Origin of the sequence: Massilia rubra (assembly GCF_011682065.1) — a bacterium.
Taxonomy (GTDB): Bacteria; Pseudomonadota; Gammaproteobacteria; order Burkholderiales; family Burkholderiaceae_D; genus Telluria_A; species Telluria_A rubra.
Window position 1 is genome coordinate 72,481 of sequence record NZ_VUYU01000015.1, and the last position, 25,233, is coordinate 97,713.

General features: G+C 64.4%; 30 protein-coding genes. 10 read left to right on the forward strand and 20 right to left on the reverse strand.

From position 1 onward, the window contains the following. Positions 1-40: 40 nt before the first annotated feature. From F0185_RS21030 to F0185_RS21050, 5 genes are all read right to left on the reverse strand, one after another. Complete coding sequence (locus tag F0185_RS21030) at positions 41-676, reverse strand: L-threonylcarbamoyladenylate synthase (protein ID WP_167227765.1); 636 nt, start codon at positions 674-676, stop codon at positions 41-43. Next, positions 673-1,557, reverse strand: a complete 885-nt coding sequence (gene htpX / locus F0185_RS21035) for a protease HtpX (protein WP_167227767.1) — start codon at positions 1,555-1,557, stop codon at positions 673-675. Before htpX ends, F0185_RS21030 begins: the two co-directional genes overlap by 4 nt. Positions 1,558-1,808: 251 nt before the next feature. Continuing rightward, the gene (locus F0185_RS21040) at positions 1,809-2,642 is read right to left on the reverse strand and encodes a 3',5'-nucleoside bisphosphate phosphatase (RefSeq protein WP_167227769.1); all 834 of its coding nucleotides are present in this window, start codon (positions 2,640-2,642) and stop codon (positions 1,809-1,811) included. Positions 2,643-2,738: 96 nt separating this feature from the next. Next, positions 2,739-3,614, reverse strand: a complete 876-nt coding sequence (locus F0185_RS21045) for an alpha/beta fold hydrolase (RefSeq protein WP_167227771.1) — start codon at positions 3,612-3,614, stop codon at positions 2,739-2,741. Between the two features lie 313 nt (positions 3,615-3,927). Next, complete coding sequence (locus F0185_RS21050; protein WP_167227773.1) at positions 3,928-4,179, reverse strand: AbrB/MazE/SpoVT family DNA-binding domain-containing protein; 252 nt, start codon at positions 4,177-4,179, stop codon at positions 3,928-3,930. Positions 4,180-4,274: 95 nt separating this feature from the next. Here F0185_RS21050 and F0185_RS21055 point away from each other — a divergent pair, with 95 nt between their 5' ends. Continuing rightward, positions 4,275-4,457: a hypothetical protein gene (locus F0185_RS21055; protein ID WP_167227775.1), complete on the forward strand. Its 183-nt coding sequence runs from the start codon at positions 4,275-4,277 to the stop codon at positions 4,455-4,457. Here the strand turns inward: F0185_RS21055 and F0185_RS21060 are convergent. After that, positions 4,454-5,587 (reverse strand): hypothetical protein, encoded by a 1,134-nt coding sequence (locus tag F0185_RS21060; RefSeq protein WP_167227777.1) that lies wholly within the window; start codon positions 5,585-5,587, stop codon positions 4,454-4,456. The two genes, F0185_RS21055 and F0185_RS21060, sit on opposite strands and share 4 nt — an antisense overlap. 192 nt (positions 5,588-5,779) lie before the next feature. Between F0185_RS21060 and F0185_RS21065 the strand changes: the two genes are divergently transcribed. From F0185_RS21065 to F0185_RS21080, 4 genes are read left to right on the forward strand one after another with little or no spacing between them, the layout of a single operon-like run. Continuing rightward, positions 5,780-6,304 carry a gamma carbonic anhydrase family protein gene (locus F0185_RS21065; protein WP_167227779.1) on the forward strand — a complete coding sequence of 175 codons (525 nt, stop codon included), beginning with the start codon at positions 5,780-5,782 and terminating at the stop codon, positions 6,302-6,304. A gap of 3 nt (positions 6,305-6,307) precedes the next feature. Beyond that, the gene (gene hslO, locus F0185_RS21070) at positions 6,308-7,264 is read left to right on the forward strand and encodes an Hsp33 family molecular chaperone HslO (protein WP_167227781.1); all 957 of its coding nucleotides are present in this window, start codon (positions 6,308-6,310) and stop codon (positions 7,262-7,264) included. A gap of 1 nt (position 7,265) precedes the next feature. After that, positions 7,266-7,709 carry an acyl-CoA thioesterase gene (locus F0185_RS21075; RefSeq protein ID WP_223164549.1) on the forward strand — a complete coding sequence of 148 codons (444 nt, stop codon included), beginning with the start codon at positions 7,266-7,268 and terminating at the stop codon, positions 7,707-7,709. Next, positions 7,706-8,239, forward strand: a complete 534-nt coding sequence (locus F0185_RS21080) for a GNAT family N-acetyltransferase (protein ID WP_229477118.1) — start codon at positions 7,706-7,708, stop codon at positions 8,237-8,239. The genes F0185_RS21075 and F0185_RS21080 overlap by 4 nt, the downstream gene beginning before the upstream one ends. A 53-nt stretch (positions 8,240-8,292) precedes the next feature. On the opposite strand, the gene F0185_RS21085 is transcribed toward F0185_RS21080, so the two are convergent. Next, positions 8,293-9,291, reverse strand: coding sequence for an aldo/keto reductase (locus F0185_RS21085; protein WP_167227783.1), 999 nt, complete (start codon positions 9,289-9,291; stop codon positions 8,293-8,295). Positions 9,292-9,399: 108 nt separating this feature from the next. Here F0185_RS21085 and F0185_RS21090 point away from each other — a divergent pair, with 108 nt between their 5' ends. Beyond that, positions 9,400-10,278, forward strand: a complete 879-nt coding sequence (locus tag F0185_RS21090; RefSeq protein ID WP_167227785.1) for a LysR family transcriptional regulator — start codon at positions 9,400-9,402, stop codon at positions 10,276-10,278. Here F0185_RS21090 and F0185_RS21095 read toward each other — a convergent pair. After that, on the reverse strand, positions 10,275-10,751 hold the full coding sequence (locus tag F0185_RS21095; protein ID WP_167227787.1) for a DUF3224 domain-containing protein: 477 nt from the start codon (positions 10,749-10,751) through the stop codon (positions 10,275-10,277). The two genes, F0185_RS21090 and F0185_RS21095, sit on opposite strands and share 4 nt — an antisense overlap. A 93-nt stretch (positions 10,752-10,844) precedes the next feature. Between F0185_RS21095 and F0185_RS21100 the strand changes: the two genes are divergently transcribed. Beyond that, on the forward strand, positions 10,845-11,690 hold the full coding sequence (locus F0185_RS21100) for a helix-turn-helix domain-containing protein (RefSeq protein WP_229477119.1): 846 nt from the start codon (positions 10,845-10,847) through the stop codon (positions 11,688-11,690). On the opposite strand, the gene F0185_RS21105 is transcribed toward F0185_RS21100, so the two are convergent. From F0185_RS21105 to F0185_RS21115, 3 genes are all read right to left on the reverse strand, one after another. Then, on the reverse strand, positions 11,602-12,240 hold the full coding sequence (locus F0185_RS21105) for an RQC-minor-1 family DNA-binding protein (RefSeq protein WP_167227789.1): 639 nt from the start codon (positions 12,238-12,240) through the stop codon (positions 11,602-11,604). The genes F0185_RS21100 and F0185_RS21105 overlap by 89 nt on opposite strands. Before the next feature lie 81 nt (positions 12,241-12,321). Next, positions 12,322-12,852 carry a MepB family protein gene (locus F0185_RS21110; RefSeq protein ID WP_167227791.1) on the reverse strand — a complete coding sequence of 177 codons (531 nt, stop codon included), beginning with the start codon at positions 12,850-12,852 and terminating at the stop codon, positions 12,322-12,324. 62 nt (positions 12,853-12,914) lie between these two features. Next, on the reverse strand, positions 12,915-13,343 hold the full coding sequence (locus F0185_RS21115) for an RcnB family protein (RefSeq protein WP_167227793.1): 429 nt from the start codon (positions 13,341-13,343) through the stop codon (positions 12,915-12,917). A gap of 282 nt (positions 13,344-13,625) precedes the next feature. On the opposite strand from F0185_RS21115, the gene F0185_RS21120 reads away from it, so the two are divergent. The 3 genes from F0185_RS21120 (at position 13,626) to F0185_RS21130 (ending at position 16,518) form a co-directional block, all read left to right on the forward strand. After that, complete coding sequence (locus F0185_RS21120) at positions 13,626-14,633, forward strand: formylglycine-generating enzyme family protein (protein ID WP_167227795.1); 1,008 nt, start codon at positions 13,626-13,628, stop codon at positions 14,631-14,633. Between the two features lie 83 nt (positions 14,634-14,716). After that, on the forward strand, positions 14,717-15,811 hold the full coding sequence (locus tag F0185_RS21125) for a sensor histidine kinase (protein ID WP_167227797.1): 1,095 nt from the start codon (positions 14,717-14,719) through the stop codon (positions 15,809-15,811). Beyond that, positions 15,808-16,518 carry a LytR/AlgR family response regulator transcription factor gene (locus F0185_RS21130; protein WP_167227798.1) on the forward strand — a complete coding sequence of 237 codons (711 nt, stop codon included), beginning with the start codon at positions 15,808-15,810 and terminating at the stop codon, positions 16,516-16,518. The genes F0185_RS21125 and F0185_RS21130 overlap by 4 nt, the downstream gene beginning before the upstream one ends. 161 nt (positions 16,519-16,679) lie before the next feature. Here the strand turns inward: F0185_RS21130 and F0185_RS21135 are convergent, their stop codons facing one another. The 9 genes from F0185_RS21135 to pyrG form a co-directional block, all read right to left on the reverse strand. Next, on the reverse strand, positions 16,680-18,125 hold the full coding sequence (locus tag F0185_RS21135; protein ID WP_167227800.1) for a TIGR01777 family oxidoreductase: 1,446 nt from the start codon (positions 18,123-18,125) through the stop codon (positions 16,680-16,682). Further along, positions 18,122-18,739, reverse strand: coding sequence for a DUF4166 domain-containing protein (locus F0185_RS21140; protein WP_167227802.1), 618 nt, complete (start codon positions 18,737-18,739; stop codon positions 18,122-18,124). Before F0185_RS21140 ends, F0185_RS21135 begins: the two co-directional genes overlap by 4 nt. Further along, positions 18,736-19,188 (reverse strand): cell division protein, encoded by a 453-nt coding sequence (locus tag F0185_RS34930; RefSeq protein ID WP_229477120.1) that lies wholly within the window; start codon positions 19,186-19,188, stop codon positions 18,736-18,738. The genes F0185_RS21140 and F0185_RS34930 overlap by 4 nt, the downstream gene beginning before the upstream one ends. Before the next feature lie 8 nt (positions 19,189-19,196). Next, positions 19,197-19,616 carry a thiol-disulfide oxidoreductase DCC family protein gene (locus tag F0185_RS34935; RefSeq protein ID WP_229477121.1) on the reverse strand — a complete coding sequence of 140 codons (420 nt, stop codon included), beginning with the start codon at positions 19,614-19,616 and terminating at the stop codon, positions 19,197-19,199. After that, positions 19,613-20,155, reverse strand: coding sequence for a GbsR/MarR family transcriptional regulator (locus tag F0185_RS21150; RefSeq protein ID WP_167227804.1), 543 nt, complete (start codon positions 20,153-20,155; stop codon positions 19,613-19,615). The genes F0185_RS34935 and F0185_RS21150 overlap by 4 nt, the downstream gene beginning before the upstream one ends. Before the next feature lie 585 nt (positions 20,156-20,740). Next, complete coding sequence (gene ftsB, locus F0185_RS21155) at positions 20,741-21,079, reverse strand: cell division protein FtsB (protein WP_166895064.1); 339 nt, start codon at positions 21,077-21,079, stop codon at positions 20,741-20,743. A gap of 48 nt (positions 21,080-21,127) precedes the next feature. Further along, the gene (gene eno / locus F0185_RS21160) at positions 21,128-22,411 is read right to left on the reverse strand and encodes a phosphopyruvate hydratase (protein WP_166895066.1); all 1,284 of its coding nucleotides are present in this window, start codon (positions 22,409-22,411) and stop codon (positions 21,128-21,130) included. A 103-nt stretch (positions 22,412-22,514) separates the two neighbouring features. Beyond that, positions 22,515-23,369 (reverse strand): 3-deoxy-8-phosphooctulonate synthase, encoded by an 855-nt coding sequence (gene kdsA, locus F0185_RS21165; RefSeq protein ID WP_166895067.1) that lies wholly within the window; start codon positions 23,367-23,369, stop codon positions 22,515-22,517. Next, positions 23,366-25,045 (reverse strand): CTP synthase, encoded by a 1,680-nt coding sequence (pyrG, locus tag F0185_RS21170; RefSeq protein ID WP_167227805.1) that lies wholly within the window; start codon positions 25,043-25,045, stop codon positions 23,366-23,368. The genes kdsA and pyrG overlap by 4 nt, the downstream gene beginning before the upstream one ends. Positions 25,046-25,233 lie beyond the last annotated feature (188 nt).

Here is a 25,233-nt window from a genome sequence, read left to right on the forward strand (position 1 = left end):
CGGGCGCGCGGGCCGGGCGCGGCGGCGCCGGCAGCCACAGTCAGAGTCCGAACGCGGCGGCGTCGCCGCGGCCCTGGCGCACCAGCACCACATCGTCGCCGGTCAGGTCGATCACGGTGGTCGGCTCCAGTGAGCAGGCGCCGCCGTCGATGATCAGGTCGACCTGCTTGTCGATGCGCTCGCGGATGGTGTCGGCGTCGGTCAGCAATTCATCGCCCTCGCCGTCCGGGTCGGGCAAGATCAGGGTGGTGCCCAGCAGCGGCTGGCCCAGTTCGGCCAAGAGGGCCTGGGCGATGGCGTTTTCGGGCACGCGCAGGCCGATGGTCTTGCGCGACGGGTGCGACAGGCGGCGCGGCACCACGCGGGTCGCTTCCAGGATCACCGTGTACGGCCCCGGCGTGGCCGCCTTGAGCAGGCGGAACTGGCGGTTGTCGACACGCGCGTAGACCGCGATTTCGGACAGGTCGCGGCACAGCAAGGTCAGGTGGTGCTTTTCGTCGATGCCGCGGATGCGGCGCAGCTTGTCCACGGCGCCCTTGTCGTCGAGGTGGCAGACCAGCGCGTAGCACGAGTCGGTCGGCAGCGCGACGATGCCGCCGGCATGAATGATCTGGGCGGCCTGCTTGATCAGGCGCGCCTGCGGATTATCGGGATGGATGGCGAAAAATTGGCTCATGCGGCAGGCAGGTTGTTGAGGGCGGCGATGCGTTCTTCCATCGGCGGGTGGGTCGAGAACAGCGCGCCCCAGCCCTTGCCGCTGGCCGAAATGCCGAAGGCCGACATTTGCGAGGGCAAGGCGCCGGGCGCCAGGCCGCCGAGGCGGGCCAGCGCTTGCTGCATCGGACGCGGGCTGCCCAGCAGCCTGGCCGAGCCGGCGTCGGCGCGGAATTCGCGCTGGCGCGAGAACCAGGCGACGATGATCGAGGCCACCAGGCCGAACACCAGTTCGCACACGAACACGGTGGCCATGTAGCCGATGCCGGGACCACGGTCGCTGTTACCGCGCAGCACGACCTTGTCCACAAAAAAGCCGACCACACGCGCCAGGAACACCACGAAGGTATTGACCACGCCCTGGATCAGGGTGAGGGTGACCATGTCGCCGTTGGCGACGTGGGCGATTTCGTGGCCCAGCACGGCTTCGACTTCGTCGCGGTCCATGCTTTCGAGCAGGCCGGTGGACACGGCCACCAGCGCGGAATTCTTAAAGGCGCCGGTGGCGAAAGCGTTCGGCGCGCCATCGTAGACGGCGACCTCGGGCATGCCGATGCCGGCCCGCTCGGCCAGCTTGCGCACGGTATTGACCAGCCACAGTTCACCTTCGCCGGACGGGTTCTGTAGCACGCGCGCGCCGGTCGACCATTTGGCCATCATTTTGCTCATCAACAAGGAGATGATGGAGCCAGTAAAGCCGACCACGGCCGAAAACACCAGCAACTGGCCGATATTGATGCCGGACGCACTGACCCCGCGCCCGATGCCCAACACGTTGAGCACGATGGTCAGGACCAGGATCACGGCAAGGTTAGTGGCAAGGAACAGCAAAATACGCTTCATGGCAAGCCTCCCGGCGTCGACATTGGTGAACAGGAGGGGCCTCGAAAAACCGTAGCGAGCGGCGCAAGTTTCGTCCGAGAAGCGCAGCCGTACGAAGGTACGGTGAGCATCGCAGGGCGAAAATTGCTCCGCGCAGTAGGTTTTTCGAGATCCCCGGAAGAATAAAGTAAGGCTGACGGTGCCAAATACAAGAGCCGCGCCGCCGCTGCCATGGCAAGAACGGCGCTCTTCAGAACCGCTTAAGCCGGCAACTAAAACCAGTCGTGCCAGACCGGCGTGACGCTGCGCGGCAACGGCGGCAAGGCCGCAAAATCGACGCGCGACTCGCCCGGCGCATGGAAATCGGTGCCGCGCGAGGCCAGGAAACCGTAACGCCGCGCTTCTTCGGCGTACAAGGGATACTGGTCCGGCGTATGGCTGCCGGTGACCACCTCGATCGCCGTGCCGCCAAGCTGCTTGAATTCATCGAACAGCGCGCCCTGCCCGACCAGGCCGAGCTTGTAACGGCCCGGATGGGCGATCACGGCAACGCCGCCGGCGCCCTGGATCCAGCCGACCGCCTGCGCCAGGGTGGCCCAGCGGTGCGGAACGAAGCCGGGTTTGCCTTCGACCAGGTATTTACGGAACACTTCCGGAATGTTCGCGCACACGCCCGACTCGACCAGGAAGCGCGCGAAGTGGGTGCGCGAGATCAGGTCGGGATTGTCGACGAACTTGAGCGCGCCCTCGTAGGCCCCGGCAATGCCGGCGCGGGCCAGTTGCGCGGCCATCTCGCGCCCGCGCGCATCGCGCCCGCTACGGGTGGCGGCCAGGCCCTGCACCAGGCCGGGATTGTTCTCGTCGATCTGCAGGCCGACGATGTGGACGGTGTGGTTGGCCCAGGTGATCGAGATTTCCACGCCGGACACGAAGCGCATGCCCAGCGCATCGGCCGCCGCGCGCGCCGCGGCCACGCCGCCGACTTCGTCGTGGTCGGTCAGCGCCCACGCGTTCACGCCCGCTTTATGCGCGTAGGCGGCGACGGCGGCGGGCGCCAGGACACCGTCGGACACGGTCGAGTGACAATGAAGATCTACATTCAGCATACGCAGGCAAGGCTCGGATCGGCAACAGGTTGGGTCAGGCTTTATTGTACGCTGACTGAGCGATTGACGCGGCGTCTGGCGGATAAGCCGGCCGATCTAGGCCAAAAACGCTTCCACCATCCTGGCCAGTTGCTCCGGCTGATCGTGATGCAGCATATGCCCCGCATTGGCCATCATGCGCGAGGTGACCGTCTTCAGATGCCCCAGGCGGCGGTCGACCTCGATGCGCGCTTCCTCGCGCGGTCCCATCCACTGCCACATATTGGTATCCTCGGCCTCGACCCACAGCACCGGCGCGGTAATGGCCGACCAGCACGCCATCACTTCTTCCACCTGGTAGCCGAGCGGGGTCGGCTTCTTGTGGTTCGGATCGCCCAAAATCTCCCATTCGCCGGCGGCGTTCTGCGCCGACCAGTGCTGCGCCAGGAACTGCGCGCGCGTATCAATCAGGCGCGGATTGGTCTTTTGCAGGCGCGCCGCCACCGCCGCCTGGCTCGGATAGGTGCGCAGCGCGGGTGGCGTGCGCATCTCGTCGAGCCACTTGGCATAGCGCCGCGGCGCCTTCTTCGGGTCGGACGCGGGCATCCCGAAGCCTTCCAGGTTGATCAGGCGGCGCACCCGGTCGGGCCGGGCGCCGGCGTAAATACCAACCACGTTGCCGCCCATGCTGTGGCCGAGCAGGTTGACCGCCTCGCCCGGCGCGTAATGGTCGAGCATGGCGTCGAGATCGGCCACGTAGTCGGGGAACCAGTACGTGTCCGAGTGGCTGCGCTCGGTCAGCCCGAAACCGCGCCAGTCGGGCGAGATCACGTGCCAGTCTTGCTCAAGGCACTCGACCACGAACTGGAACGAGGCCGACACATCCATCCAGCCATGCACCATGAACAGCTTGGGCGCGCCCTCCCTGCCCCAGTGGCGCACGTGGGTGCGCAAGCCGCGCACGGTCAAAAATTCGGAACGGGAAGGTTTCATGAGGGACTCGGCAATAAAAAAGAACGACCGTTCGAATTATACCGGAGAAGTTTTTATGCGTTGCCGTTGCCGTTACCAGGATCAGTCGGGGTTGATGGTGGGCGTCAGTCGGTGATCGCCCGCAGGCGCGCCAGGGCATCTTCAACAACACACTCCGGCGCTGTTTCGCCCCGTTTGGCGCCGTGCGCCTCAGATCGAGCATGCGCACCTGATGGCCGACAGCACAAGCGCAGGTCGCTTCCCTTTTTGATCATGGCCTTCGGTCGGTTGAGATTGACAATGACAACGCCGCCGCGCTCGAATTTGACGCGCCTTACCACATCTCGCGCCCTGCTGGCGTCATCTTGCCCCATGCGGCAAGATCGACCGGCTTGGGGGCGCAGGGGTGGCATTGCGCCACCAGGTCGGCCAAGGCATAGACCGGACGTTTCACTGTTAGCAACACACCATTGTCTTGCACTTTAACGATCAGCTTGTCACCCAGCGTGGCCTTGAGCATGCTCAGTAACTCGGTGGGCAAACGCACTGCCGCGCTATTGCCCCATTTTTGGACGGAAAGTTCCATCTTCGGCTCCCAAGTTGTATCTACATTGTAGATACCAAATTGGAATAGCCAAGGCCGACGCATGCGCGCATGCGCGCATGCAGCCAGCAAGAGCATTGAATATCCGATTCCCATTCGACATACTCGCCGTCATCGAACAAGCAGGAAAAACGCGGCTCGAACGCCGATCCGATGGCGCGGCCTGCGCCGCCCGTCCTCCCATGCCAAAGACAATTCATGGCCGCTATGTCAACGCCGTCGATCAGGATGAGCGCGCGGCCCGTTTCGTCGTCTCTTAGTTTGTCCAGTACAGATATCGCAAGAAGCCCATGCCCGTATCGGATTTCTGCGCCTGCTCGGCCATCTGCGGCAACGGCGACAGCGGGTGCGCCTTGTCGATGCGCTGGCAACTATTGGTCGGCAGCTTGGTATCGCGAAACGCGTACACCGTCCCGGCCGGCGGCGGCTTCAGATACAGGCTGGCCACATTCAGGCCGCTCCCCTCGGGACACAAGGGCGCCATCGCCGCCAACATGCCGCGCCCGCCCCGCGTGGCCGGCAACAAGGTGCGTCCCTGCCACAACGCCGACATTTCCTTGATCATCATCCCCCAACTGGCAAAATCGGCCGTGTCGAGCGGCACCGGGAACACGCTGTTGACCTGCCCTGGATGGCCGATCCACTCTTCGTCGTCATCGGTCTCGGCCAAGACTTCCTGGCGCATCTTGCCCGAAATCACAAAACCATTGGCGATCAGCTGGTGCGCCGCTTTCATCAAGGCTGGCCGCGCCAGGATCATGCCATCGAATTTGTCGCTCAACTCGAACGCGCGCACATTGGTCAGCAAGCCTTCGATGAAATGATGGTACGCGAGCGACCATAAAATATCGCTCTGGTCGACGTGGATCACGGCGCCCAGGTTGTATTCGCGCTCGTAATAGGCCAGGTCGTCGCTCGGGCCGCTGAAGCGGAACGCCTGGTGCCCGCGCTTGGGCAGGGCGAACAGGTATTTCTCCCACAGCTTGACGGCGCCGTCGCCGTCGATGTCGAGTTCCCATTGCGCGGGCGCGAGCCGCAGCGACTTGCGCTTGCCGAGCTTGACCTGGGCCAGCAGCTTGCGCGTGGCGCCGAGTTCGCCGATCACGTAGTCGATTTCCTTGCGCACCTCGACCACGACCGCCTCGCGCGGCATGCGTTGCGTCTCCATCCGCGCGAAGCCCTGCGTGCCCCAGGTGACGATCTGGCGCACCAGCGCCGTATCGCGGCAGATGACAGCCGCCACGCGCGCATCGTCGTCGCGCGGCACGGCGCTGCGCGCGGCTGTGCCGCATGCTTGGGCATAGCCGGCGGTCGTGGTGAAATCGGCCGCTCCCGCCGCCGGGACCACCAGGGCGCCGCACAGCGCCAGCGCAACAGGGAACAATCGCATGATACCTCCAAGATAATCGTGTCAGAAAATAAATCTATCCTACGCGAAACAAACGCGCTTGCGTCGTCCCGCCTTGTGATTAGAAGAAAACGCCCAACATCCTCTCCTCGATGCGGCCAGAAACGGCCGTGCCGCGTCGAAAGCGCGGGGGCGGCGTAAAATAGCGCCATTCCAACGCTTCCTGACACCAACATGGCTATCTACCAACTGGGCGAGCACGCGCCCGAGATTCACGAGTCCGCCTACGTCGCCGATTCGGCCAGCCTGATCGGCAAAGTGACGCTGGCGGCCAATACCTCGGTCTGGTCCGGCGTCACGCTTCGCGGCGACAACGAGCGCATCACGATCGGCGCCGACAGCAATGTGCAGGAAGGCACGGTCATGCACACCGACATGGGCTTTCCGCTCACCATCGGCAGCAAGGTGACCGTTGGCCACCAGGCCATGCTGCACGGCTGCACGGTGGGCGACGGCTCGCTGATCGGCATCCAGGCCGTGATCCTCAATGGCGCCAGGATCGGCAAGGGTTGCCTGGTCGGCGCCGGTGCACTGGTGACCGAAGGCAAGGAATTTCCGGATTACTCGCTCATCATCGGCGCCCCGGCCAAGGCCGTGCGCACTCTGAGTGAAGAAGACATCGCGCGCCTCGAAGGCAGCGCCGCCAGCTACGTGGCGCGCGCCCAACTGTTCAAGACGCAACTGAAAAAGATTGGATAAACAATGACTACAAACAATAACAACGACACCCTGCAAAAATTCATTTTCGACAACGCCGCCGTACGCGGCGAATTCGTCGAAATTTCGGCCACCTGGAGCGAGATCCTGCAGCGCCACAGCTACCCGCCGGCCGTCAAGACGGTGCTAGGCGAAATGGTCGCGGCGGCGGCCCTGCTGTCGGCCAACCTGAAGTTCAACGGCGCCATCATCATGCAGATCCACGGCGACGGGCCGGTGCGCCTGCTGGTGGTCGAATGCGATTCCGATCTGCGCATGCGCGCCACCGCCAAGGTGACCGAAGGCGCCACCGTGGCCGACGACGCCAGCCTGACCGAGCTGCTCAACCCGGGCGGCAAGGCGCGCTTCGTCATCACGCTCGACCCGGTCGACAAGATGCCGGGCCAGCAGCCCTACCAGGGCATCGTGCCGCTCGACGGCGACGACATGGCGACCGTCATCGAAAACTACATGCTGCGTTCCGAGCAGCTCGACACGCGCCTGTGGCTGGCGGCCGACGACACCGTCTCGCGCGGCCTGCTGCTGCAAAAGCTGCCGCGCCACAGCGGCAAGGAAGACCAGATCAAGCAAAGCAGCGAAGCCGACGAACTCGAAACCTGGAACCGCGCCGTCATGCTGGCCTCGACCCTGAAGCAGGAAGAACTGCTCTCGACCGACATCCAGACCCTGATGAACCGCCTGTTCTGGGAAGAGACGATCCGCGTGTTCGACCCGGCCCATCCCCAGTTCCATTGCGGCTGCACGCGCGAAAAAGTCGGCAACATGCTCAAGATGCTGGGACGCGAAGAAGTCGACGGCGCCCTTGAGGAACTCGGCCAGTTGGCGATCGACTGCGACTTCTGCGGCAAGCACTACTCGTTCGACAAGGTCGATTGCACGCAGCTGTTCGTCGGCGACACGCCGGTCGAAGTGCTCATACCCGCCAGCGACGTGAAGCACTGACATGCGCGACTCGCCCCGCTCCGCGTTCCCGCATTTTCTGGCGATTCCGACGCGCTGGATGGACAACGACGCCTACCGGCACGTCAACAACGTGGTCTACTACAGCTTCTTCGACACCGCCGTCAACGAGTTCCTGATCGCGCGCGGCGTGCTCGATATCCACGCCGACACCGTGGTCGCTCTGGTGGTCGACACGGGCTGCTCGTACTTTAGCTCGATCGCCTTTCCAGACACGGTGCATGTGGGCGTGCGCGTGACCAAGCTGGGCAACTCCAGCGTGCGCTACGAGCTGGCGCTGTACCGCAACGACGAAGCGCTGCCGGCTGCGGCGGGCCATTTCGTGCACGTCTACGTCGACCGTGAAACCAATCGTTCGGTGAGCGTGCCGGACCACGTGCGCGCCGTGCTGGCCACCATCGCCAGCGCACCGCCGGCATCGGCATGACAGGCGCCTCCGCCCACACCATGCGCATCCTCGCGCATGGCGACGCCGAGGCCCTGCTGACATTCGAACTGGCCAACCGCGCCTGGTTCGAACGCCATGTGGAAGCGCGCGAGCCGGCCTTCTATTCGCCCGGCGGCGTGGCGCGCCACATTGCGCAGTACCTGCAAGGCCATGCCAGCGGCGCTTGGCATCCGTGCGTGCTGCTCGATGGCGAAGGCCGCATCGTCGGCCGCGCCAACCTGAAGGGCATCGACCGCGCCGAAGGTTCGGCCGAAGTAGGCTACCGCATCGCGCGCGACCAGACCGGCAAGGGCCTGGCTACGTACGCCCTGCGCAATCTGATCGGCCTGGCGCGCACCACCTGGCAGCTCAAAGAACTGCGCGCCGAGATCACGCACGCCAACCAGGGCTCGGCGGCGGTGCTGCGCAAATGCGGCTTCGTCCACGCGCGCGACTTGCCGCAGCTTGCCATGGTCGACGGCGCGCAGATCGACGGCGCGCTGTACCTGCTCGACCTGGCGCCGGCCTGACGCCCTTGGGTGGTCGCCCGCCTGCAAGCATGCCGCAAGCCGGCGCGCCTTCCTTACAGCCCGACCATGCCCATTTCCTTCTCGTTGTAGCGGGCCCCGTGCACCGCGCCACGCGGCACGGCGGCGCCAATCGCCGCCACGTCGGCCGCGCTCAGCACCAGTTCCGCAGCCGCCACGTTTTGCTCCAGGTTGGCCAGCCGGCGCACGCCCGGAATCGGCACGATGTGATCACCCTGCGCCAGCAACCAGGCCAGCGCCAGCTGGGCCGCGCTGGCCCCGCGTGCGGCGGCCAGTTGTTCCAGGCGCGCCACCATCGCCGCGTTGGCGCGCAGCGCCGCGTCCTGGAAGCGCGGCAGGCCGCGCCGGTAATCGTCCGCCGCCAGCGCCTCGGTCGACCCCAGCTGCCCGGTAAGAAAGCCCCGTCCCAGCGGGCTGTATGGCACGAAGCCCACGCCCAGTTCACGGCAGGCCGGCAGCACCTCGTCCTCCACCTCGCGGCTCCACAGCGAATACTCCGACTGCAGCGCGGCGATCGGATGCACCGCGCAAGCGCGCCGCAAGGTGTCGGCCGACGCCTCCGACAAGCCCAGATGCAGCACCTTGCCCTCGCGCACCAGATCGGCCATCACGCCAACCACCTCCTCGATCGGCACCGCCGGATCGACCCGGTGCTGGTACAGCAGATCGATCGCCTCCACGCCGAGCCGCGCCAGCGAGCCCTCGACCGCTTCGCGCACATGTTCCGGGCGGCTGTCCACCCCCGTCACCCGCTCCATGCCCTGCCCCTGCGCGCCGATCCGGAAACCGAATTTGGTGGCGATCGTCACCCTGCCGCGCAGCTCGCGCAAGGCGCGCGCCAGCAGCTCCTCGTTGGCGTAAGGTCCGTAGACTTCCGCCGTATCGAACATGGTCACGCCCAGTTCCACGGCGCGGTGCAAGGTGCGGATCGATTCCGCCTCGTCGGCGCCGCCGTAGGCGAAGCTCATTCCCATGCAACCGATGCCGATGGCCGACACCGACAAACCGGTCGAACCCAATGTGCGCGTTTTCATCACAGCTAACTCCTCGTGTATTGAATGGAGCGGCCAGTATGCGCGGCCTCGTTTGATCGGATAAGATGCCTTATTGCGCATGCACTACTGAGAGAGATTCATCAATCCATGACCGACCTGCACGAACTCGACGCCTTTGCCGCCGTGGCCCGCCTGCGCAGCTTCCGCCAGGCCGCCGTCGAACGCGGCGTGTCCGCGTCGGCGCTGAGCCACAGCCTGCGCGCGCTGGAAGAGCGCCTTGGCGTGCGCCTGCTCAATCGCACCACGCGCAGCGTGACGCCGACCGAGGCCGGCGCGCGCCTGCTGGCCCGGCTGGCGCCCGCGCTCGGCGAAATCGCCGACGCCCTGGTCGAACTGGACAGCCTGCAGGACGTGCCGGCCGGCGCCCTGCGCATCAACCTGCCGCGCTCCGCCGCCCGCCTGCTGCTCGCCCCCATGCTGGGCCGCTTCGCCGCCGCTTACCCGCGCGTGCAGCTCGAGGCGGTCACCGACGACGGCCTGCTCGACATCGTCGGCGCCGGCTTCGACGCCGGCGTGCGCTTCGGCGAGCGGCTGGCGGCCGACATGATCGCCATTCCCTTCGGCCCACCGCAACGCTTCGTGGTCGTCGCCGCCCCCGCCTATCTGGCCGCGCATGGCATTCCGGGCACGCCGCGCGAGCTGGAACGGCACAACTGCATCGGCCGGCGCTTCCCCAGCGGCAGCCGCTACGCCTGGGAGTTCGCGCAGGGCGGGCGCAGCTTCTCGGTCGCCGTCACCGGCGCGCTGCTGTTCGACGATGACGAACTGATTATCCGCGCGGCCCTCGACGGCGCCGGCGTCGCCTATGCCTATCACGCCGATGCGGCGGCCCACATCGCCGCCGGCCGGCTGCAGGTGCTGCTGGCCGAGTGCGAGCCCGCGCCGTCCCAGTACTTCCTTTACTACCCCAGCCGCCGCCAGATGCCGCCCGCGCTGCGCGCCTTTGTCGACGCCGTGCGCGGCTAGTCGGGCAGCGCGTAGTCGAGCGCGTAAAAGTGCTTGCCGTCGACGACGGTGAGCGCCATGGCGCCGCTGATGCCAGTTAACTCCTCCGTGCCCGAATCGGGAACGATGGTGATCGTCGCCTGGCTCGTCCCAGCGCGCATCGTGCCCGCATGCTGGAGCACGAAACCGCCCTTGCGCCCCGCCAGCGTCCCGCTGACCCGCTCGATGGCGACGTAGGCCGCCGAGCCTTTGGTATCGCTCACCGCCGTGAGCATGGCGCCCTTGCCGCTGGCGGCCAGCGCGCCCGCGTAGCGCTTCTCGAGCGCCATGCGGGCGGTGGCGGTGCGGCCTTCCTTTTCGGGGGCGCCGGCGGGTATGATCGTGATCTCGAACGGTCCGCTGGCGCGCGCAATGACGGACGCCGCCTGGGCGCTGGCGGGTGGCAGGACGGCCAACAGGGACAGCGCGGCTGCGCTGGAGCGGAACAAGGACATGGCAAGCTTTCGGCTAGAGGATGGGCGGCGCCGCATGCAAACGCGTGCTCGCTCGCGGAAACCACCACAGTAAGCGCAAGGACGACAAACATCTTGGATAAATCCGACACCACCCCGGCAACGCCGAAAGGCATCGTCGATCCGCTCGGCATGGCGCGCCGCATTCGCCTGGCCACCTACCCTCCGGCGGCGCCGCTGGCGAACTTTGTCGACTACTACTGGATCGTCGAATGGAACATGGGCGAGCGCGCGCCCGAGATCCAGCGCGTGCTGCCGTATCCGAACGCGCACCTGGTGTTCGACCGGGGCCAGAGCGCCATCCACGGCGTGGTGCGCGGCGCGTTCGAGCGCAGCGTGGCCGGCGCCGGCCGCGTGCTCGGGGTGCGCTTCAGGCCGGGCGCGCTGCGTCCCTTCATCAGCCATCCGGTCTCGCGCCTGGCCGACCGCACCATGTCATTCGACGACGTCCTGCGCGTACCGACGATGGAGGCCGAACAGCGCGTGTTAGGGGGCGCCGGCGACGCCGACATGGTCGGCGCGGCCGAAGCGATGCTGCTCGCCGTGCTGCCGGCGCCCGACGCACGCGCGCTGATCGCCGAACAGGCGGTGGCCGCCGCCGCCGCCGTCGATGGCCCGGCCAGCGTGGCCGCCCTGTGTGCGCAAATGGGGATCGAAGAACGCGCGCTGCAAAGGCTGTTCAGTAATTATGTGGGCGTGTCGCCCAAATGGGTGATCCAGCGCTACCGGTTGCAGGAAGCGAGCTGGCGCCTGGCCAGGCCGGGGCCGGTGGACCTGGCGGGCCTGGCAAGTCAGCTGGGCTTTTTCGACCAGGCCCACTTCACGCGCGACTTCACGAAACTGGTGGGCACGTCGCCGCTGGAGTACTGGAAGTCGCAGCAGAATGGGACGCAGACGCCGACGCGCCCAGATGCCCGATGACGCGGGCGATCTCCTTGCGCACCTTGGCATAGTCGACCTGTGCCCACGCCTCGAGGATGGGCACATACTTCGGATCGGAACGTTCATGCAGGATCCCGAGCAGCAGCAATATCAGGTCACGGCTGCGGTCCTTCAGATACAGCATGTCATACGGCGGCGCGGACTGCGCCAGCAACTTGTCGAAGCCGTCTATCAGCTCGTTGGCGACAATCTCGCGTTCGATGCGCCATCCACGTTGGGAATAGAACAGCAGCGGCAAGTCACCGTCAAAATCGAGGCCCAGGTAATCGTTCAGGATCATCCAGTCGACCATGGCCAGGACCTCGGCCTCGCTGCGGCCCTGATAAGCGCCGTAGCAGGGATTGTCATCCATCCCGTGCTTGAGGACCTCCTGCGCGCGCGAACCCCGCAGGACTTTGATCAGCATGGCGCGTCCGGCAGTGGTGATCAGCGGGTCGGCAGCACGCAGGATGGTGCGGATATCCGGCTCCGGCAATGTACTCAGGGATGTATCAAAAACCAGCCTGGTTCGGTTTTGTCGGCGGCTCATGGCAGTGCACGTGAATGAAAATGGATGCGGTGCTTGGTAATGACAGATTGTGCACCCGATGGCAGGTACATGGCAAGCGTGTCACGCCTGGAGTGCGCCTGGTGACGCGGCCCGGCTGTACAGCGTGCCCATGCGGATGGCATCGGCGCCGGCGGCGACAAAAAACGGGAGCTGCCAGCGCTGCGTGGCCTGCGCCTGTTTGCTGGTCGTGACAACCCATGGCGGATACACGCGGATCGCACGCTTGCCGCCCTGCCCGCCGCGCGCCACCACATCGCGCGCGGCCAGCACCGCTGTCGGGAAGACGAACTGTCCGAACCGCTCGCCATCGCGGGTGCTGACCACGAACAGGTCGACCGCATCGGTGTCGTCGAACGGCTGGATCGGCCCGGCGCCGATGCGCTTCCACAGCGTGACGAACTGCCCCACCTTGGTCGGCGTGATTTTGGCGACGCGAAAACGCACCCGCAGGGCGTCGACCTCGAAGCTGGCGGCCGCATAGTCGGCGCTTTCCGCCTCATGCCGTGGCGCGCTCCATGCCAGGCCGTGCGTGTCGTACGCGCGCTGGAGCACGCGCAGGTCGGGATGAAACGTGTCGTGGTTCGGGGTCATGACGGGTCGGGCGGCGCAGCCGGGGCAAAAGCGGCATTGTAGCCGCCGCCCCGGCATGAGCGCTATTGATTCAACAGCACCTGCGTGATCAGTCCCGTGGCAATCGCCACCAGAAGATAGTCGCCGTTGGCCTGCACCCAGTGCGAACCGCGCGGCGGCGCGCTCAGGCGGCGGCTGCGCCAGTCGCTGACCACATAGCTGCTGCCGCGATGCTGGTGCTCCAGGTACGCGCCCCGGCGATAGTGCTGACGCTCCGACGAGCCACGATCGTGGCCCTGGTAGCCCCCACGCGGACCGTCGTAACGGTCGCCGCGGCGATGATCGTAACGGTCGTTGTCACGGCGGCCATCGCGGTCGCCGCGCTCGTAACGTTCATTGCGTTCGCTGCGCTGATCATGCTCGCCGCGGTAGTCGCGCGATTGCGCGAAGGCGGCGCTGCCGGTGCCCATGCAAACAGCCATGAGGGCGATGATGAGGGCTTTCTTATGCATATGAACTCCTGTCGTCAATACTACCTGCAGCAAATGGGTCGCCTGAAAATACCGTCTCTTCGGGGACCAGGGCGACTACTGCGTGTCGTCCATGCAGCCATTACACCGCGATTGGCTCCTTGCAACCAGCATGCACCGGTAAGAAGTGTTACCGGACGTGTCTGTCGAAGCGCATTGCCGCTCATCCCCGCATAGCGCCGGTCGGCACCTTTTTGCCAAAACGGCAGCGCGCTCGCCCAGAATGCCCTTCATTCTCACCACCCCACTTGATGAAGGCACGACATGCAAAACACCCTCCTGTTCTCACTGGCCCTGATGGCGTCAAACGGCGCGGCAGCCGCCGCCGGCAGTGGCGCCGGAAACGTCACCGAACCGCCGATGGCCGCCATCAAAGGCGGCACGTTCGCGATGGGCGGCCCGGTTCCGGGTCCGGACAAGAACTATCCGACCGACCAGCCGATACACGAGGTGCGCGTGCCCGCCTTCCAGATGGCGAAATATGAAGTGACCGTCGGCCAGTTCCGCCAGTTCGTCGAAGCGACCGGCCACAAGACAGAAAACCAATGCTGGAAGTTCTCCAGCGCCGAGTGGGGCATGGACATGGGACCGGGCGCCTGGAACACGCCCGCTTACGCGCCGGGCGACTACCATCCGGTCATGTGCGTCACCTGGCTCGACGCCACCGCCTACGCCGCATGGCTGTCGGCGCAAACCGGCAAGCCATACCGCCTGCCGTCCGAAGCCGAATGGGAATACGCCGCGCGCGCCGGCAGCAAGGGCGACTATTACTTCGGTAACGACGCCACCCAGGTGTGCCGCCATGCGAACATCCGCGATTTCACGGGCAGCAAGGCGATCGCCGCCATCATCGGGCGCAGCGGAAAACCCGCCACCTGCGAAGACGGCGCCGCGTTTACCACCGTGGTCGGCATGTACGAACCGAACGCTTTCGGCCTGTACGACATGATCGGCAATGTGGGTGAATACGTAGCCGATTGCGAACACCTGAACTACGACGGCGCGCCGGTGGACGGCTCGGCATGGACCACCAACTGCAGCAAGCGCCAGTCGCCGATGATGATGCACCGCGGCGGCAGCTTCTCGTCGCGCGACGTGCGCACGGTGGTGCGCGGCCATGCGGGGGACGATAACGCGAGCAGCATCGGCGAAGGCTTCCGCCTGGCGCTGGGCGGACCGGTTCAAGCGCAGGCTGCATCGGCGACGCGCTTCGAGGCGGAACTGGTGACGGCGCGCGCGGCCGAACGCGAACGGCGCAAAGCGGCCAAGTAAGCGGGCAACTAAGCAGCAACGAAGGCGCACCGGCCATCTTGTTAGAATGCGCTCTCCAATCATCCACTGGATACGCCGACCGCATGCCACTTCACTTCTTCCCGCGCGACCGCCACTTCTGGCTTTACCACTTCAGCGCGGTGGCGGTCGGCCTGATGGCCAGCATCGCCATCGCCGTCGTGTGGGGCTTCATGGTCAGGTTGCAGGTCTACACCAGCCTGGTGTGGATTCCGTTCTACACGCTGGCGGTGCTGGTGCTGCGCTGGCTGTACAAGCGGCGCGGCGGCGACGCCGTGCCGATTGCCCGGCTCATTGCCATCGTGGTCCTGTACAGCGCATTGGCCGGCATGGTGATCGGCGCCTGCGTCACCGCCGTGGTCGCGCCGATGTTCTTGAAAGCCATCAGCGCCAAATACAAAGCGCTCAAGATACCGGTGATCCCGTCCGAACTCATCATGAACAAATTCATGGACGAAGCGCCCAAGAGCCAGCTGTTCGTGGCGATATGGGGCTTCATCTACATCAGCGTGAGCAGCAGCCGGCGCATCAAGAACGCCGAACTGTTCAACCTGCGCCTGCAAAACAACCTCAAGGAAGCCCAATTGAGCAGCCTGTCGAACCAGCTCAATCCGCACTTCCTGTTCAACTCACTCAATAACATCCGCTTCATGATCCACGAAGATGCGCAGCGCGCCGACGCCATGATTACCTCGTTTTCCGACATCCTGCGTTATTCGCTCGAAAGCAGCCGGCACGAAAAAGTCCGCCTGCACCATGAAGTGGGCATCATTACCAAGTACCTCGCCATCGTCAAGACGCAGCTGGAAGAACGGCTCGATTTCTCCCTTCGCATCGCGCCCGGCCTCGATGACGCGCTGATGCCGCCGATGGTCTTGCAGATGCTGGTGGAGAACGCCATCAAGCATGGCCTCGACCAGCTCCAGGGCGGCGGCACCCTCAACGTCGAGGCGCGCCAGCTGGGCCAGTGCCTGCAACTGGAAGTGCGCAACGACGCCCCGGGCGCGCAGGTGGCGACACCCGGCTGCACAGGCATCGGCCTGCTCAATATCGAACAGCGCCTGCATCTGCTGTATGGCGAGCTGGCCACCCTGGACGCGGCGCACGCCGATGGCGTCTTCAAGGTCGCTATCACGCTGCCGCTGGAGCGCGCCGCATGAGGGTGATGGTCATTGAAGACTCGCGCCTGGCGCGCGAGGGCCTGGTGCGCATGCTCGGCCAGTTCGACGGGGTCGAGGTGATCGGCCAGGCGGACCATCCCGCAACGGCCGCGCCGCTGATCGCCGACCTGCGGCCGGACGTGCTGTTCCTCGACATCCACATGCCCGGCGCCAGCGGCTTCGACCTGCTGGAGATGCTCGACTACCTGCCGCGCATCGTCTTCACGACGGCGTACTCCGAATACGCGATCCGCTCGTTCGACTACAACACCGTCGACTACCTGCTCAAACCGGTCAGCCACGAACGGCTGGCCACCGCCATCGCCAAGCTGGCCGCCGAGGCAGCGCCGGCAGTGGTAGCAAGGCCGCCGCTCGACATCAACAGCAAAATCTTCGTCAAGGACGGCGAGCGCTGCCACCTGGTGAGCCTGGAGACGATCCGCTATATCGAGAGCTGCAAAAACTACGTGCGCATCTTTTTCGGCAGTGAAAAAGCCTACGTCAAAAAATCGTTGAACAGCATCGAGGAGCGCTTGCCGGTCAAGTTCTTCTTCCGCGCCAACCGCCAGTGCATCATCAACCTGCAGGAAATCCGCGCCATCGAAGAATCGATCTCGATGGGTTACGAGGTGACCATGAGCGACGGCAAAGTACTGGAAATCTCGCGCCGCAATGCCCAGGAATTGAAAGACCTGTTGAGTTTTTGAGGTACAGGATAGATGCGATATGCGCACCCGGCCTGCAAGCTGTTTAAGGTGAGCGGATCGGCCAGCGTTCCAGGCCCCGGGGGAATGATTGACTGCTGGTGCGCCAGGACAGCCCGGCGGCGAAGGCAAGGTCGCCGTCAAGATCGTGATCGACTGAGCCCTCAGGACAGGTTCGCCAACGCGCCGGCCAGGGTCGGATGGCGGAAGACGAAACCGCCGGCCTGCAACCTGGCCGGCGCCACGCGCTGGCCTTCGAGCAGCAAATCGGCCTGTTCGCCCAGCGCCAGGCGCATCGGCCAGCCGGGCGTCGGCAGCCAGTACGGGCGCTTCAACACCTTGGCCGCCACCTTGTTGAAGTCCGCCTGCGAAAGCACTTCGGGCGCGGTGAAGTTCAAGGCCCCGCCCTCGTCCCCGCTCCACAGGTGGGCCATGCCGGCGATCAGGTCGTCCACATGGATCCACGACAGCCACTGGCGCCCGCCCCCGAGCGGGCCGCCCATGCCCAGCTTGACCGGCAACAGCATCATCGGCAGTGCGCCCTGGGTGCCGAGCACCAGGCCGAAACGCATGCACGCCACGCGCACGCCATACGCCGCGGCGGCGCCGGCCGCTTCTTCCCACTCGCGGCACAGGTCCGACATGAACATCGGCTGCGGCCCATCGCGCTCGGTGAGCACCGTGTTGTCGCCCTGCGCCTGGATGCCGTAGTAACCGATGGCGGACGCCGACAGCATCAACGCCGGTTTGTGATGGGCCGCCGCGATCCAGGCCACCACCTTGCGCGTGGTGCCGATGCGGCTGGCGCGCAAGGCCGCGCGGCGCGCTTCGCTCCAGCGCCAGCCCAGGATGCGGGCGCCGGCCAGGTTGACCACCACGTCGATCCGGCGCGCCGGCGGCAAGGCTGCCATGTCGGCGATGCACTCCACGCGGGCGTCGAACATCCAGGCCGCGGCGCGCGGCTGGCGCGTGAGCAAGGTGACGCGATGGCCGTCGGCGAGCAGTGCGCGCACCAGTTTCTGGCCGATGAAGCCCGTGGCGCCGGTCACCAGCACCGCGCACTCACGCTCGCCGAAGCGCAAGGCGGGAGCGCGCTCCTGCGCCGCCTGGCGGGCAAGCGCGCGCGCCGCAAACGCATCGCGCAAGCCGGACAAGCCCACGCCCACGCCGCAGAGGAACAGGAAGGCGCTCAAGGCGCCGTGCGACTCCCACGCCAGCGCGGTCGGCTGCGCCAGCGCTTCGCCCGCGTTCAGGGCCAGCAAGGCGATGAAGGCGCCGCCGTTCATCGCCAGCACCGTATGCGTGACGCGTTCGGTGGCCGGCAGCAGGCGGGTCCGGTCCTCGACCACGAAGTCCCACAAGGTCAGTACGATTTCGACCGCGAACACCACCAGCAGCAGCACCGCCCACAATCCATTGAAACGCCAGTACGACAGGCCGATGAACATGGCGCTGTAAATGAGGGCGCGCACCGCGTGGATCGACAGTTCCAGCCTGGCGCTGGCGCGGCCGGGCAGCGCCTCGGTCAGTTCATGGTGATACAGGGTGTCAAAGGCGCCCAGGCAGCCCTGGCACGCCATCAACTGCAATGCCAATAAGTGGGTATTCATGGTCGTACCTCGCGAAACACGCCCGCCTGCGTGAAGGTTGTACCGAACAGCGCGTGGCGGATCTCGATACGGATATCGAACTGCGCGCTGTCGTTATTGCGGTGACACAGATAGGTCTTGCCCGGCGTGAGCCAGGCCGGCATCGGAATGCGCACACCCATCACTTGCCAGAAATAGCCATCGCTCTCGAAATGCAGGTTCCCGTCGCGCACCTCCAGCACCAGCTTCATCCCCATGCCCATGCCGACGTATTCGAGCACTTCGCCGCGCGCGCTCTCCAACATGTAGGACGTGAACTGCACCGGCTTGCGCCCGTTGAGGCGATAGATGCGCTGCTTGAAAATGGCCGCGCTGCCCTCCTTCGAATACACCTCGATATCGACCGGGAAGTCGGCATCGTTATACGGCATCAGCGCGCCCTGGATCAGCGGCATGGTCAGGTAGCCGAGCAAGCGCCCGACTTTCGAGCAAGTCAGCTCCGTCATTTGGCCCTGGTAGCGCAGCGGCTTGCCGGGCATGGGGTTATGGTCGAAGCGCGCCTGGATGTCGGGATGCAGGCCGCGCCACGCGGGACCGAGGATCTTTTTGAATAATTCGCCTTCGGACGCGATCATGTGTGCACCGTTTGCTTGCGGTCGACGCAGAACAGGTACACCAGCGGCGGCAGCATGGTCACCAGCGCGAAGGTATCGATCCAGATATTGTCCATGCAGCCGGCGCGCAGCGACACCAGCATGTCCTGCGGCGCCCACAACAGCATGCCGGCGATCAGCGCGCCCCAGGCAAAGGCGCTGCGCTGGCGCGCGCCAATATACGCCAGGGCGCCCATCCACAGCGCCGCGCTTTGCACGGTGGGGCCGAACAGCGAGATCCACCAGATCTGCTGCGCGTGGGCCTGGGCCGGCACGCTGGCGCCCCAGAAGGCGGTTTCGATACCGCGATGGTAATCGCGAAAAACAGCGGCGTCGGCGAACCATGGCAGCAGCATGCCGACCACCAGGTGCGTGACGATGGTGGCGAACATCCAGCGGATAGCCCACTGGCGCAGGGATGGTGAGTGCATACGCGCTTTCATTGTTTGAAGAAGGGATTGGGACGCTCGCACACGCCATCGGCGCAGCCCGGGGCGCGATAACCGAGCACGCGCGACATCATGTAGCGGTGACGCGCGAACAGGCGATACGACCAGCTGCACACGGCGCGCAGGCCGGGCACGCGCAGTGGCAGCACGCGCCAGGCCTGGCCGGCCAGGCTGTAGGAGCGCAGCAAGCTGTCCACGCCGACCAGCACGCGGCCGTCGCGCGCCTGGCTATGCAGCTCGCGGTTCAGGGCGGCCATGTCGACGCCCAGGTGGGCGGGATCGAAGCCGGGGGCGGCGATATCGACAAAGGCCAGGCGCCCGGCGCGGTCCCAGCGCGCCAGCTTGTCCATGCCGGCGCGGCAGAACGGGCATTTGCCGTCGAAGTAGAGAGTCAGTTCGGCGCCGCTCATGATGGGGCCTTGTCATCCGGTCCGAGGAAGCGCGCGACCTTGCCGCCCATTTTCAGGAAGCGCTGCAGGGTCGCCGGCGGCAGGTGCTTGTAGTCGTCATAGGTGGTGCCGAGCATGTCCAGGAAAGCGAGCACCTCGTTCATGCGCGCCAGCGAGGCTGGTTCCAGCGCGCTGTCGGTATTGCCCTCGATGGCGCATTCGCGCAGCACGGTCAGGGTCGGATCGATCTCGCGCCGTTTGCGTTCCTCGACGATGACGCGGAAGATCTCCCACACATCGTGGAGGGCGACGAAATGATCGCGGCGGTCGCCCATCAAGTGGGTGACGCGGATCAGGTTCCAGCTTTGCAGCTCCTTGAGGCTATTGCTCACGTTCGAGCGCGCGACCGACAAGGCCTCGGCGATATCCTCGGCGGCCAGCGGGCGGTTAGCCAGGAACAACAGCGCGTGAATCTGCGCCACGGTACGGTTCACGCCCCAGCGCGTGCCCATCTCGCCCCAATGCAGCACGAATTTCTGTTCGGTCGGTCCCAGCGCCATAATTTCTCCAATTTCATTCATTTCTGTCGTTACAGAAATTAAATACCGATTGCCGGTAGTTGTCAACGAAAATGATAGAAAAGGCAGAGGATTTTTCTGATGCTTAGGTATCACCACCGATAAGCTGACGAGCCGCCCACCTACAACCAGGGTCAGAGCTTTAATTAGCAATTTCGGCTTATCCGGCAACGCGAGTTGGTACTTACTGTAAAAACGAATGCAACCGGGGTCTGACCTCTGATTAGCAATTTTTTTCTCTCCGCCAACTCCAGTTGGCGCTTTCCGGACGACGCATGGCGCCTCGCGAAATACGCCCTATCAAGCACCCCCATAGTGGGAGCGACGATTTTATAGATCGATGGGGAGGAAACTTGTGCCTGGCGCACGCGCGATTTTGGCCCAAAACTTATTCAAGCGAAAACTGTTTCGAATCAGAGGTCAGACCCCGGTGCGAGGATTTTAAGAGAATAGTCTATCCAGAAGAAAACTATTTCAAGTTAAAGCTCTGACCCCGGTTGAGGGAAACCTTGCTAAGTCTCAATTAGTTTCGAAACAGAGGTCAGACCCCGGTGCTAGGAGTTTGCTTCAGGGGGTGGTCTTGGCGTCGGGCTTGGGCGGCGGGAGCGGGGTGGCCGATTCTTTGGGATGGCCGTTGGCATCCAGAATCTGGATGAAGATTTCGTTTTTCTTGATCATGCCGAGCTCGAAGCGCGCGCGCTCTTCCACCGCGCCCGTCCCGTTCGTCAGGTCGTGCACTTCGGAGTCGAGCTTGGCGTTGCGCGCTTTGAGTTCCACCGTCTTGCGCTGCGCAACCATCACCTGGTTTTCCAATTCGCCCACGCGTAGCCAGCCGCCCTTGCCCAGCCACAGCGGAAGTTGGATCAGGATCAGGAGGGTCGCAAGAACGAGCGTAATGAGGCGCATGAAAGGAGGGTGGCACCGGCCGGCGCGTGGCCGGCCGGTGCGGTCAGCTTACTTCAGGTTGTAAAAAGCGCTACGGCCAGGGTAGCTGGCAATGTCGCCCAGGTCTTCTTCGATGCGCAGCAGCTGGTTGTACTTGGCCATGCGGTCCGAACGCGACATCGAGCCGGTCTTGATCTGCAAGGCATTCGTGCCAACGGCGATGTCGGCGATCGTCGAGTCTTCGGTCTCGCCCGAACGGTGCGAGATGACGGCCGTGTAACCGGCGCGCTTGGCCATTTCGATCGCCGCGAACGTTTCGGTCAGGGTGCCGATCTGGTTGATCTTGATCAGGATCGAGTTGGCGATGCCTTTTTCGATGCCTTCTTTCAGGATCTTGGTGTTGGTGACGTACAGGTCGTCGCCCACCAGTTGTACCTTCTTGCCCAGCGCTTCGGTCAGGATCTTCCAGCCTTCCCAGTCGTTTTCCGCCATCGCGTCTTCGATCGAGATGATCGGGTACTTGTCGCACCAGGTCGCCAGCATGTTGGTGAACTCGGTGGCGGTGAGCTGCATGCCTTCGCCTTCAAGGTGGTATTTGCCATCCTTGTAGAATTCGGATGCGGCGCAGTCCAGGCCCAGGCAGATCTGCGTGCCCGGCTCGTAGCCAGCCTGCTCGATCGCTTGCATGATCAGCTTGATGGCTTCTTCGTGGTTGGCCACGTTCGGCGCGAAGCCGCCTTCGTCGCCGACCGAGGTGGCCAGCTTTTTCTCGTGCAGGATCTTTTTGAGCGTGTGGAAGATCTCGGCGCCGTAGCGGATCGCTTCCTTGAAGCTCGGTGCGCCCACCGGGATGATCATGAATTCCTGGATGTCCAGGTTGTTGTCGGCGTGCGCGCCACCGTTGATGACGTTCATCATCGGCACCGGCATTTGCATCGCGCCCGAACCGCCAAAATAGCGGTACAGCGGCAGGCCGGCTTCTTCGGCGGCGGCCTTGGCGACCGCCATCGAGACGGCCAGCATGGCGTTGGCGCCCAGGCGGCTCTTGTTTTCGGTGCCGTCGAGGTCGATCAGGGTGCGGTCGAGGAAGGCTTGTTCGTTCGCGTCCAGGCCCATGATGGCTTCGGAGATTTCGGTATTGATGTTTTCGCAGGCTTGCAGCACGCCTTTGCCGAAGTAACGCTTCATGTCGCCGTCGCGCAGTTCGATCGCTTCGCGCGAACCGGTCGACGCGCCCGACGGCACCGCCGCGCGGCCCATCACGCCCGACTCGAGCAGCACGTCGCATTCGACGGTCGGATTGCCGCGTGAATCGATAATTTCGCGGCCGATAATGTCAACGATAGCACTCATATTTCAATCTCCAAAGGGTAAGAAAAAGGTGGGCGGACCGTTGGCGGTCCGCCTGCATCTGTCAGGGCGATCGGGATGGCAGCAAGTGCCGCACTACACAAACTTACGCAAAGTGCGATTCGAGGAAGCCGGCTTTCTTGACCACGCGGTCGAGTTCGACGAGGGTCGTGAGCAGTTCCTTCATGCGGCCGAGCGGCACGGCGTTGGGGCCGTCCGACAGCGCCTGGGCGGGGTTCGGGTGCGTTTCCATGAACAGGCCGGCGATACCGGCCGCCACGGCTGCGCGCGAGAGCACGGGAATGTGCTCGCGCTGGCCACCGGATGAGGTGCCCTGTCCGCCCGGCAGTTGTACCGAGTGGGTCGCGTCGAACACGACCGGGCAGTTCGATTCGCGCATGATCGCCAGCGAGCGCATGTCGGAGACAAGGTTGTTGTAGCCGAACGAGGCGCCGCGTTCGCAGGCCATGAAGTTGTCTTCATTGAGGCCCGCTTCTTTGGCCGCAAGGCGCGCCTTGTCGATCACGTTCTTCATGTCGCCGGGCGCGAGGAACTGGCCCTTCTTGATGTTGACCGGTTTGCCCGACTGGGCGCAGGCGATGATGAAGTCGGTCTGGCGGCACAAAAAGGCTGGCGTTTGCAACACGTCGACCACGCTCGAGACGGCGGCGATTTCTTCGATCGTGTGGATGTCGGTGAGGACCGGCACGCCGATTTCGCGGCGCACGTCGGCCAGGATCTCGAGGCCCTTGTCCATGCCGGGACCACGGAACGAGGTGCCCGAGGAGCGGTTGGCCTTATCAAAAGAAGACTTGTAGATGAACGGGATGCCCAGCGCCGAGGTGATCTCTTTCAAGGTGCCGGCGGTGTCCATCGCCATCTGGCGCGATTCGATCACGCAGGTGCCGGCGATGAGAAAAATCGGGTGCTCGAGGCCGACGTCAAAACCGCAAAGCTTCATGCTGCTTCTCCTTTAGGGGCGACCGCCGCTGCCTGGCCGTTGGCCGCCTTGTGCGCCAGCGCGGCCTTGATGAACGACGTAAACAGCGGGTGGCCGGTACGCGGGGTCGACTTGAACTCGGGATGGTACTGCACGCCCATGTACCACGGGTGCGCATTTTCTCCGGTGCGCGGCAGTTCCATGATCTCGCACAAGTCTTCGGTCGGCGTGCGCGCCGAGACGATCATGCCGGCCGCTTCGACGCGCGCCAGGTAGTGATTGTTCGCCTCATAGCGGTGGCGGTGGCGCTCGGTGACGACGCTGCCGTAGATGTCGAACGCCAGGGTGCCCGGATTGACCGCGCAGGTTTGCGCGCCGAGGCGCATGGTGCCGCCCAGGTCGGATTTTTCGTCGCGCTTTTCGACCTTGCCGTCATGGTTTTGCCACTCGTTGATGAGGGCCACCACCGGCTGGTCGGTGTCGGTGTCGAATTCGGTCGAGTTGGCGTTGACCAGGCCAGCCTTGTGGCGCGCGTATTCGATCAGGGCCACTTGCATGCCGAGGCAGATGCCGAGGTAGGGAATCTGGTTTTCGCGGGCGTAGCGCGCCGCCATGATCTTGCCTTCCACGCCGCGCTTGCCGAAGCCGCCCGGCACCAGGATGGCGTCGTACTTGGCCAGGTGTTCACACCCCTTGGTCTCGATGTCTTCCGAGTCCAGGTATTCGATGTTGACCCGGCTCTCGGTGTGGATGCCGGCGTGGCGCAGCGCTTCGGTGAGCGACTTGTAGGACTCGGTCAGGTCGACGTATTTGCCGACCATGCCGATGGTGACGTCCGCTTTCGGGTTTTCCAGCGCGTGGATCAGTTTGGTCCACATCGACAGGTCGGCCGGCGGCGCTTCCAGGCCGAGCGCTTCGAGGATGATGGCGTCGAGGCCCTGGTCGTGCAGCATCTGCGGTACTTTGTAGATGGTGTCGGCGTCCCACACGGAGATGACGGCCTGCTCTTCGACGTTCGAGAACAGCGAGATCTTGGCGCGTTCGTCGTCGGGAATCGGGCGGTCGGCGCGGCACAGCAGCGCGGTCGGGGTGATGCCGATTTCACGCAGCTTTTGCACGCTGTGCTGGGTCGGTTTGGTTTTCAGCTCGCCCGCCGAAGCGATGTAGGGCACCAGGGTCAGGTGGACAAACGCGGCCGACTTGCGCCCGGCGCGCAGCGACAGCTGGCGCGCCGCTTCGAGGAAGGGCAGCGATTCGATGTCGCCCACGGTGCCGCCGATTTCGACCAGCGCCACGTCCACGCCTTCGGCGCCGCGGTAGATGTAATCCTGGATCTCGTTGGTGATGTGCGGGATCACTTGCACGGTCTTGCCGAGGTATTCGCCGCGGCGTTCCTTGCGGATCACCGATTCGTAGATCTGGCCGGTGGTGAAGTTGTTCACCTTGCGCATGCGGGTGCTGATGAAGCGCTCGTAGTGGCCCAGGTCGAGGTCGGTTTCGGCGCCGTCGTCGGTGACGAAGACTTCACCATGCTGCATCGGGCTCATCGTGCCAGGATCGACGTTGATGTACGGGTCGAGCTTGAGCATGGTGACTTTAAGGCCGCGCGATTCGAGGATCGCGGCGAGGGAGGCGGCGGCAATCCCTTTTCCAAGGGAAGACACAACGCCACCGGTGACGAAGACAAATTTGGTCATTGCAGATGGTGCCGAACGGCACGTGCGGGAAATTGAAATTATACCTTAAACCGGCCAATGCTTCCGCAAAACAAGGTAAAGAACAGCAACGACGGCCGAGCCGGCGGCTACGTCGGGGATGTCTTATTGATCAATTTGAAAGATTGCCGATTATTCATTTGGTGTGCGCCAGCGAACAGACGTGATCT

Coding starts and splice junctions, on each gene's coding strand:
- F0185_RS21030 (WP_167227765.1), bottom strand. CDS start 676: ATGAGCCAATTTTTCGCCATCCATCCCGATAATCCGCAGGCGCGCCTG.
- htpX (WP_167227767.1), bottom strand. CDS start 1,557: ATGAAGCGTATTTTGCTGTTCCTTGCCACTAACCTTGCCGTGATCCTG.
- F0185_RS21040 (WP_167227769.1), bottom strand. CDS start 2,642: ATGCTGAATGTAGATCTTCATTGTCACTCGACCGTGTCCGACGGTGTC.
- F0185_RS21045 (WP_167227771.1), bottom strand. CDS start 3,614: ATGAAACCTTCCCGTTCCGAATTTTTGACCGTGCGCGGCTTGCGCACC.
- F0185_RS21050 (WP_167227773.1), bottom strand. CDS start 4,179: ATGGAACTTTCCGTCCAAAAATGGGGCAATAGCGCGGCAGTGCGTTTG.
- F0185_RS21060 (WP_167227777.1), bottom strand. CDS start 5,587: ATGCGATTGTTCCCTGTTGCGCTGGCGCTGTGCGGCGCCCTGGTGGTC.
- F0185_RS21065 (WP_167227779.1), top strand. CDS start 5,780: ATGGCTATCTACCAACTGGGCGAGCACGCGCCCGAGATTCACGAGTCC.
- hslO (WP_167227781.1), top strand. CDS start 6,308: ATGACTACAAACAATAACAACGACACCCTGCAAAAATTCATTTTCGAC.
- F0185_RS21075 (WP_223164549.1), top strand. CDS start 7,266: ATGCGCGACTCGCCCCGCTCCGCGTTCCCGCATTTTCTGGCGATTCCG.
- F0185_RS21080 (WP_229477118.1), top strand. CDS start 7,706: ATGACAGGCGCCTCCGCCCACACCATGCGCATCCTCGCGCATGGCGAC.
- F0185_RS21085 (WP_167227783.1), bottom strand. CDS start 9,291: ATGAAAACGCGCACATTGGGTTCGACCGGTTTGTCGGTGTCGGCCATC.
- F0185_RS21090 (WP_167227785.1), top strand. CDS start 9,400: ATGACCGACCTGCACGAACTCGACGCCTTTGCCGCCGTGGCCCGCCTG.
- F0185_RS21095 (WP_167227787.1), bottom strand. CDS start 10,751: ATGTCCTTGTTCCGCTCCAGCGCAGCCGCGCTGTCCCTGTTGGCCGTC.
- F0185_RS21105 (WP_167227789.1), bottom strand. CDS start 12,240: ATGAGCCGCCGACAAAACCGAACCAGGCTGGTTTTTGATACATCCCTG.
- F0185_RS21110 (WP_167227791.1), bottom strand. CDS start 12,852: ATGACCCCGAACCACGACACGTTTCATCCCGACCTGCGCGTGCTCCAG.
- F0185_RS21115 (WP_167227793.1), bottom strand. CDS start 13,343: ATGCATAAGAAAGCCCTCATCATCGCCCTCATGGCTGTTTGCATGGGC.
- F0185_RS21120 (WP_167227795.1), top strand. CDS start 13,626: ATGCAAAACACCCTCCTGTTCTCACTGGCCCTGATGGCGTCAAACGGC.
- F0185_RS21125 (WP_167227797.1), top strand. CDS start 14,717: ATGCCACTTCACTTCTTCCCGCGCGACCGCCACTTCTGGCTTTACCAC.
- F0185_RS21130 (WP_167227798.1), top strand. CDS start 15,808: ATGAGGGTGATGGTCATTGAAGACTCGCGCCTGGCGCGCGAGGGCCTG.
- F0185_RS21135 (WP_167227800.1), bottom strand. CDS start 18,125: ATGAATACCCACTTATTGGCATTGCAGTTGATGGCGTGCCAGGGCTGC.
- F0185_RS21140 (WP_167227802.1), bottom strand. CDS start 18,739: ATGATCGCGTCCGAAGGCGAATTATTCAAAAAGATCCTCGGTCCCGCG.
- F0185_RS34930 (WP_229477120.1), bottom strand. CDS start 19,188: ATGCACTCACCATCCCTGCGCCAGTGGGCTATCCGCTGGATGTTCGCC.
- F0185_RS34935 (WP_229477121.1), bottom strand. CDS start 19,616: ATGAGCGGCGCCGAACTGACTCTCTACTTCGACGGCAAATGCCCGTTC.
- F0185_RS21150 (WP_167227804.1), bottom strand. CDS start 20,155: ATGGCGCTGGGACCGACCGAACAGAAATTCGTGCTGCATTGGGGCGAG.
- ftsB (WP_166895064.1), bottom strand. CDS start 21,079: ATGCGCCTCATTACGCTCGTTCTTGCGACCCTCCTGATCCTGATCCAA.
- eno (WP_166895066.1), bottom strand. CDS start 22,411: ATGAGTGCTATCGTTGACATTATCGGCCGCGAAATTATCGATTCACGC.
- kdsA (WP_166895067.1), bottom strand. CDS start 23,369: ATGAAGCTTTGCGGTTTTGACGTCGGCCTCGAGCACCCGATTTTTCTC.
- pyrG (WP_167227805.1), bottom strand. CDS start 25,045: ATGACCAAATTTGTCTTCGTCACCGGTGGCGTTGTGTCTTCCCTTGGA.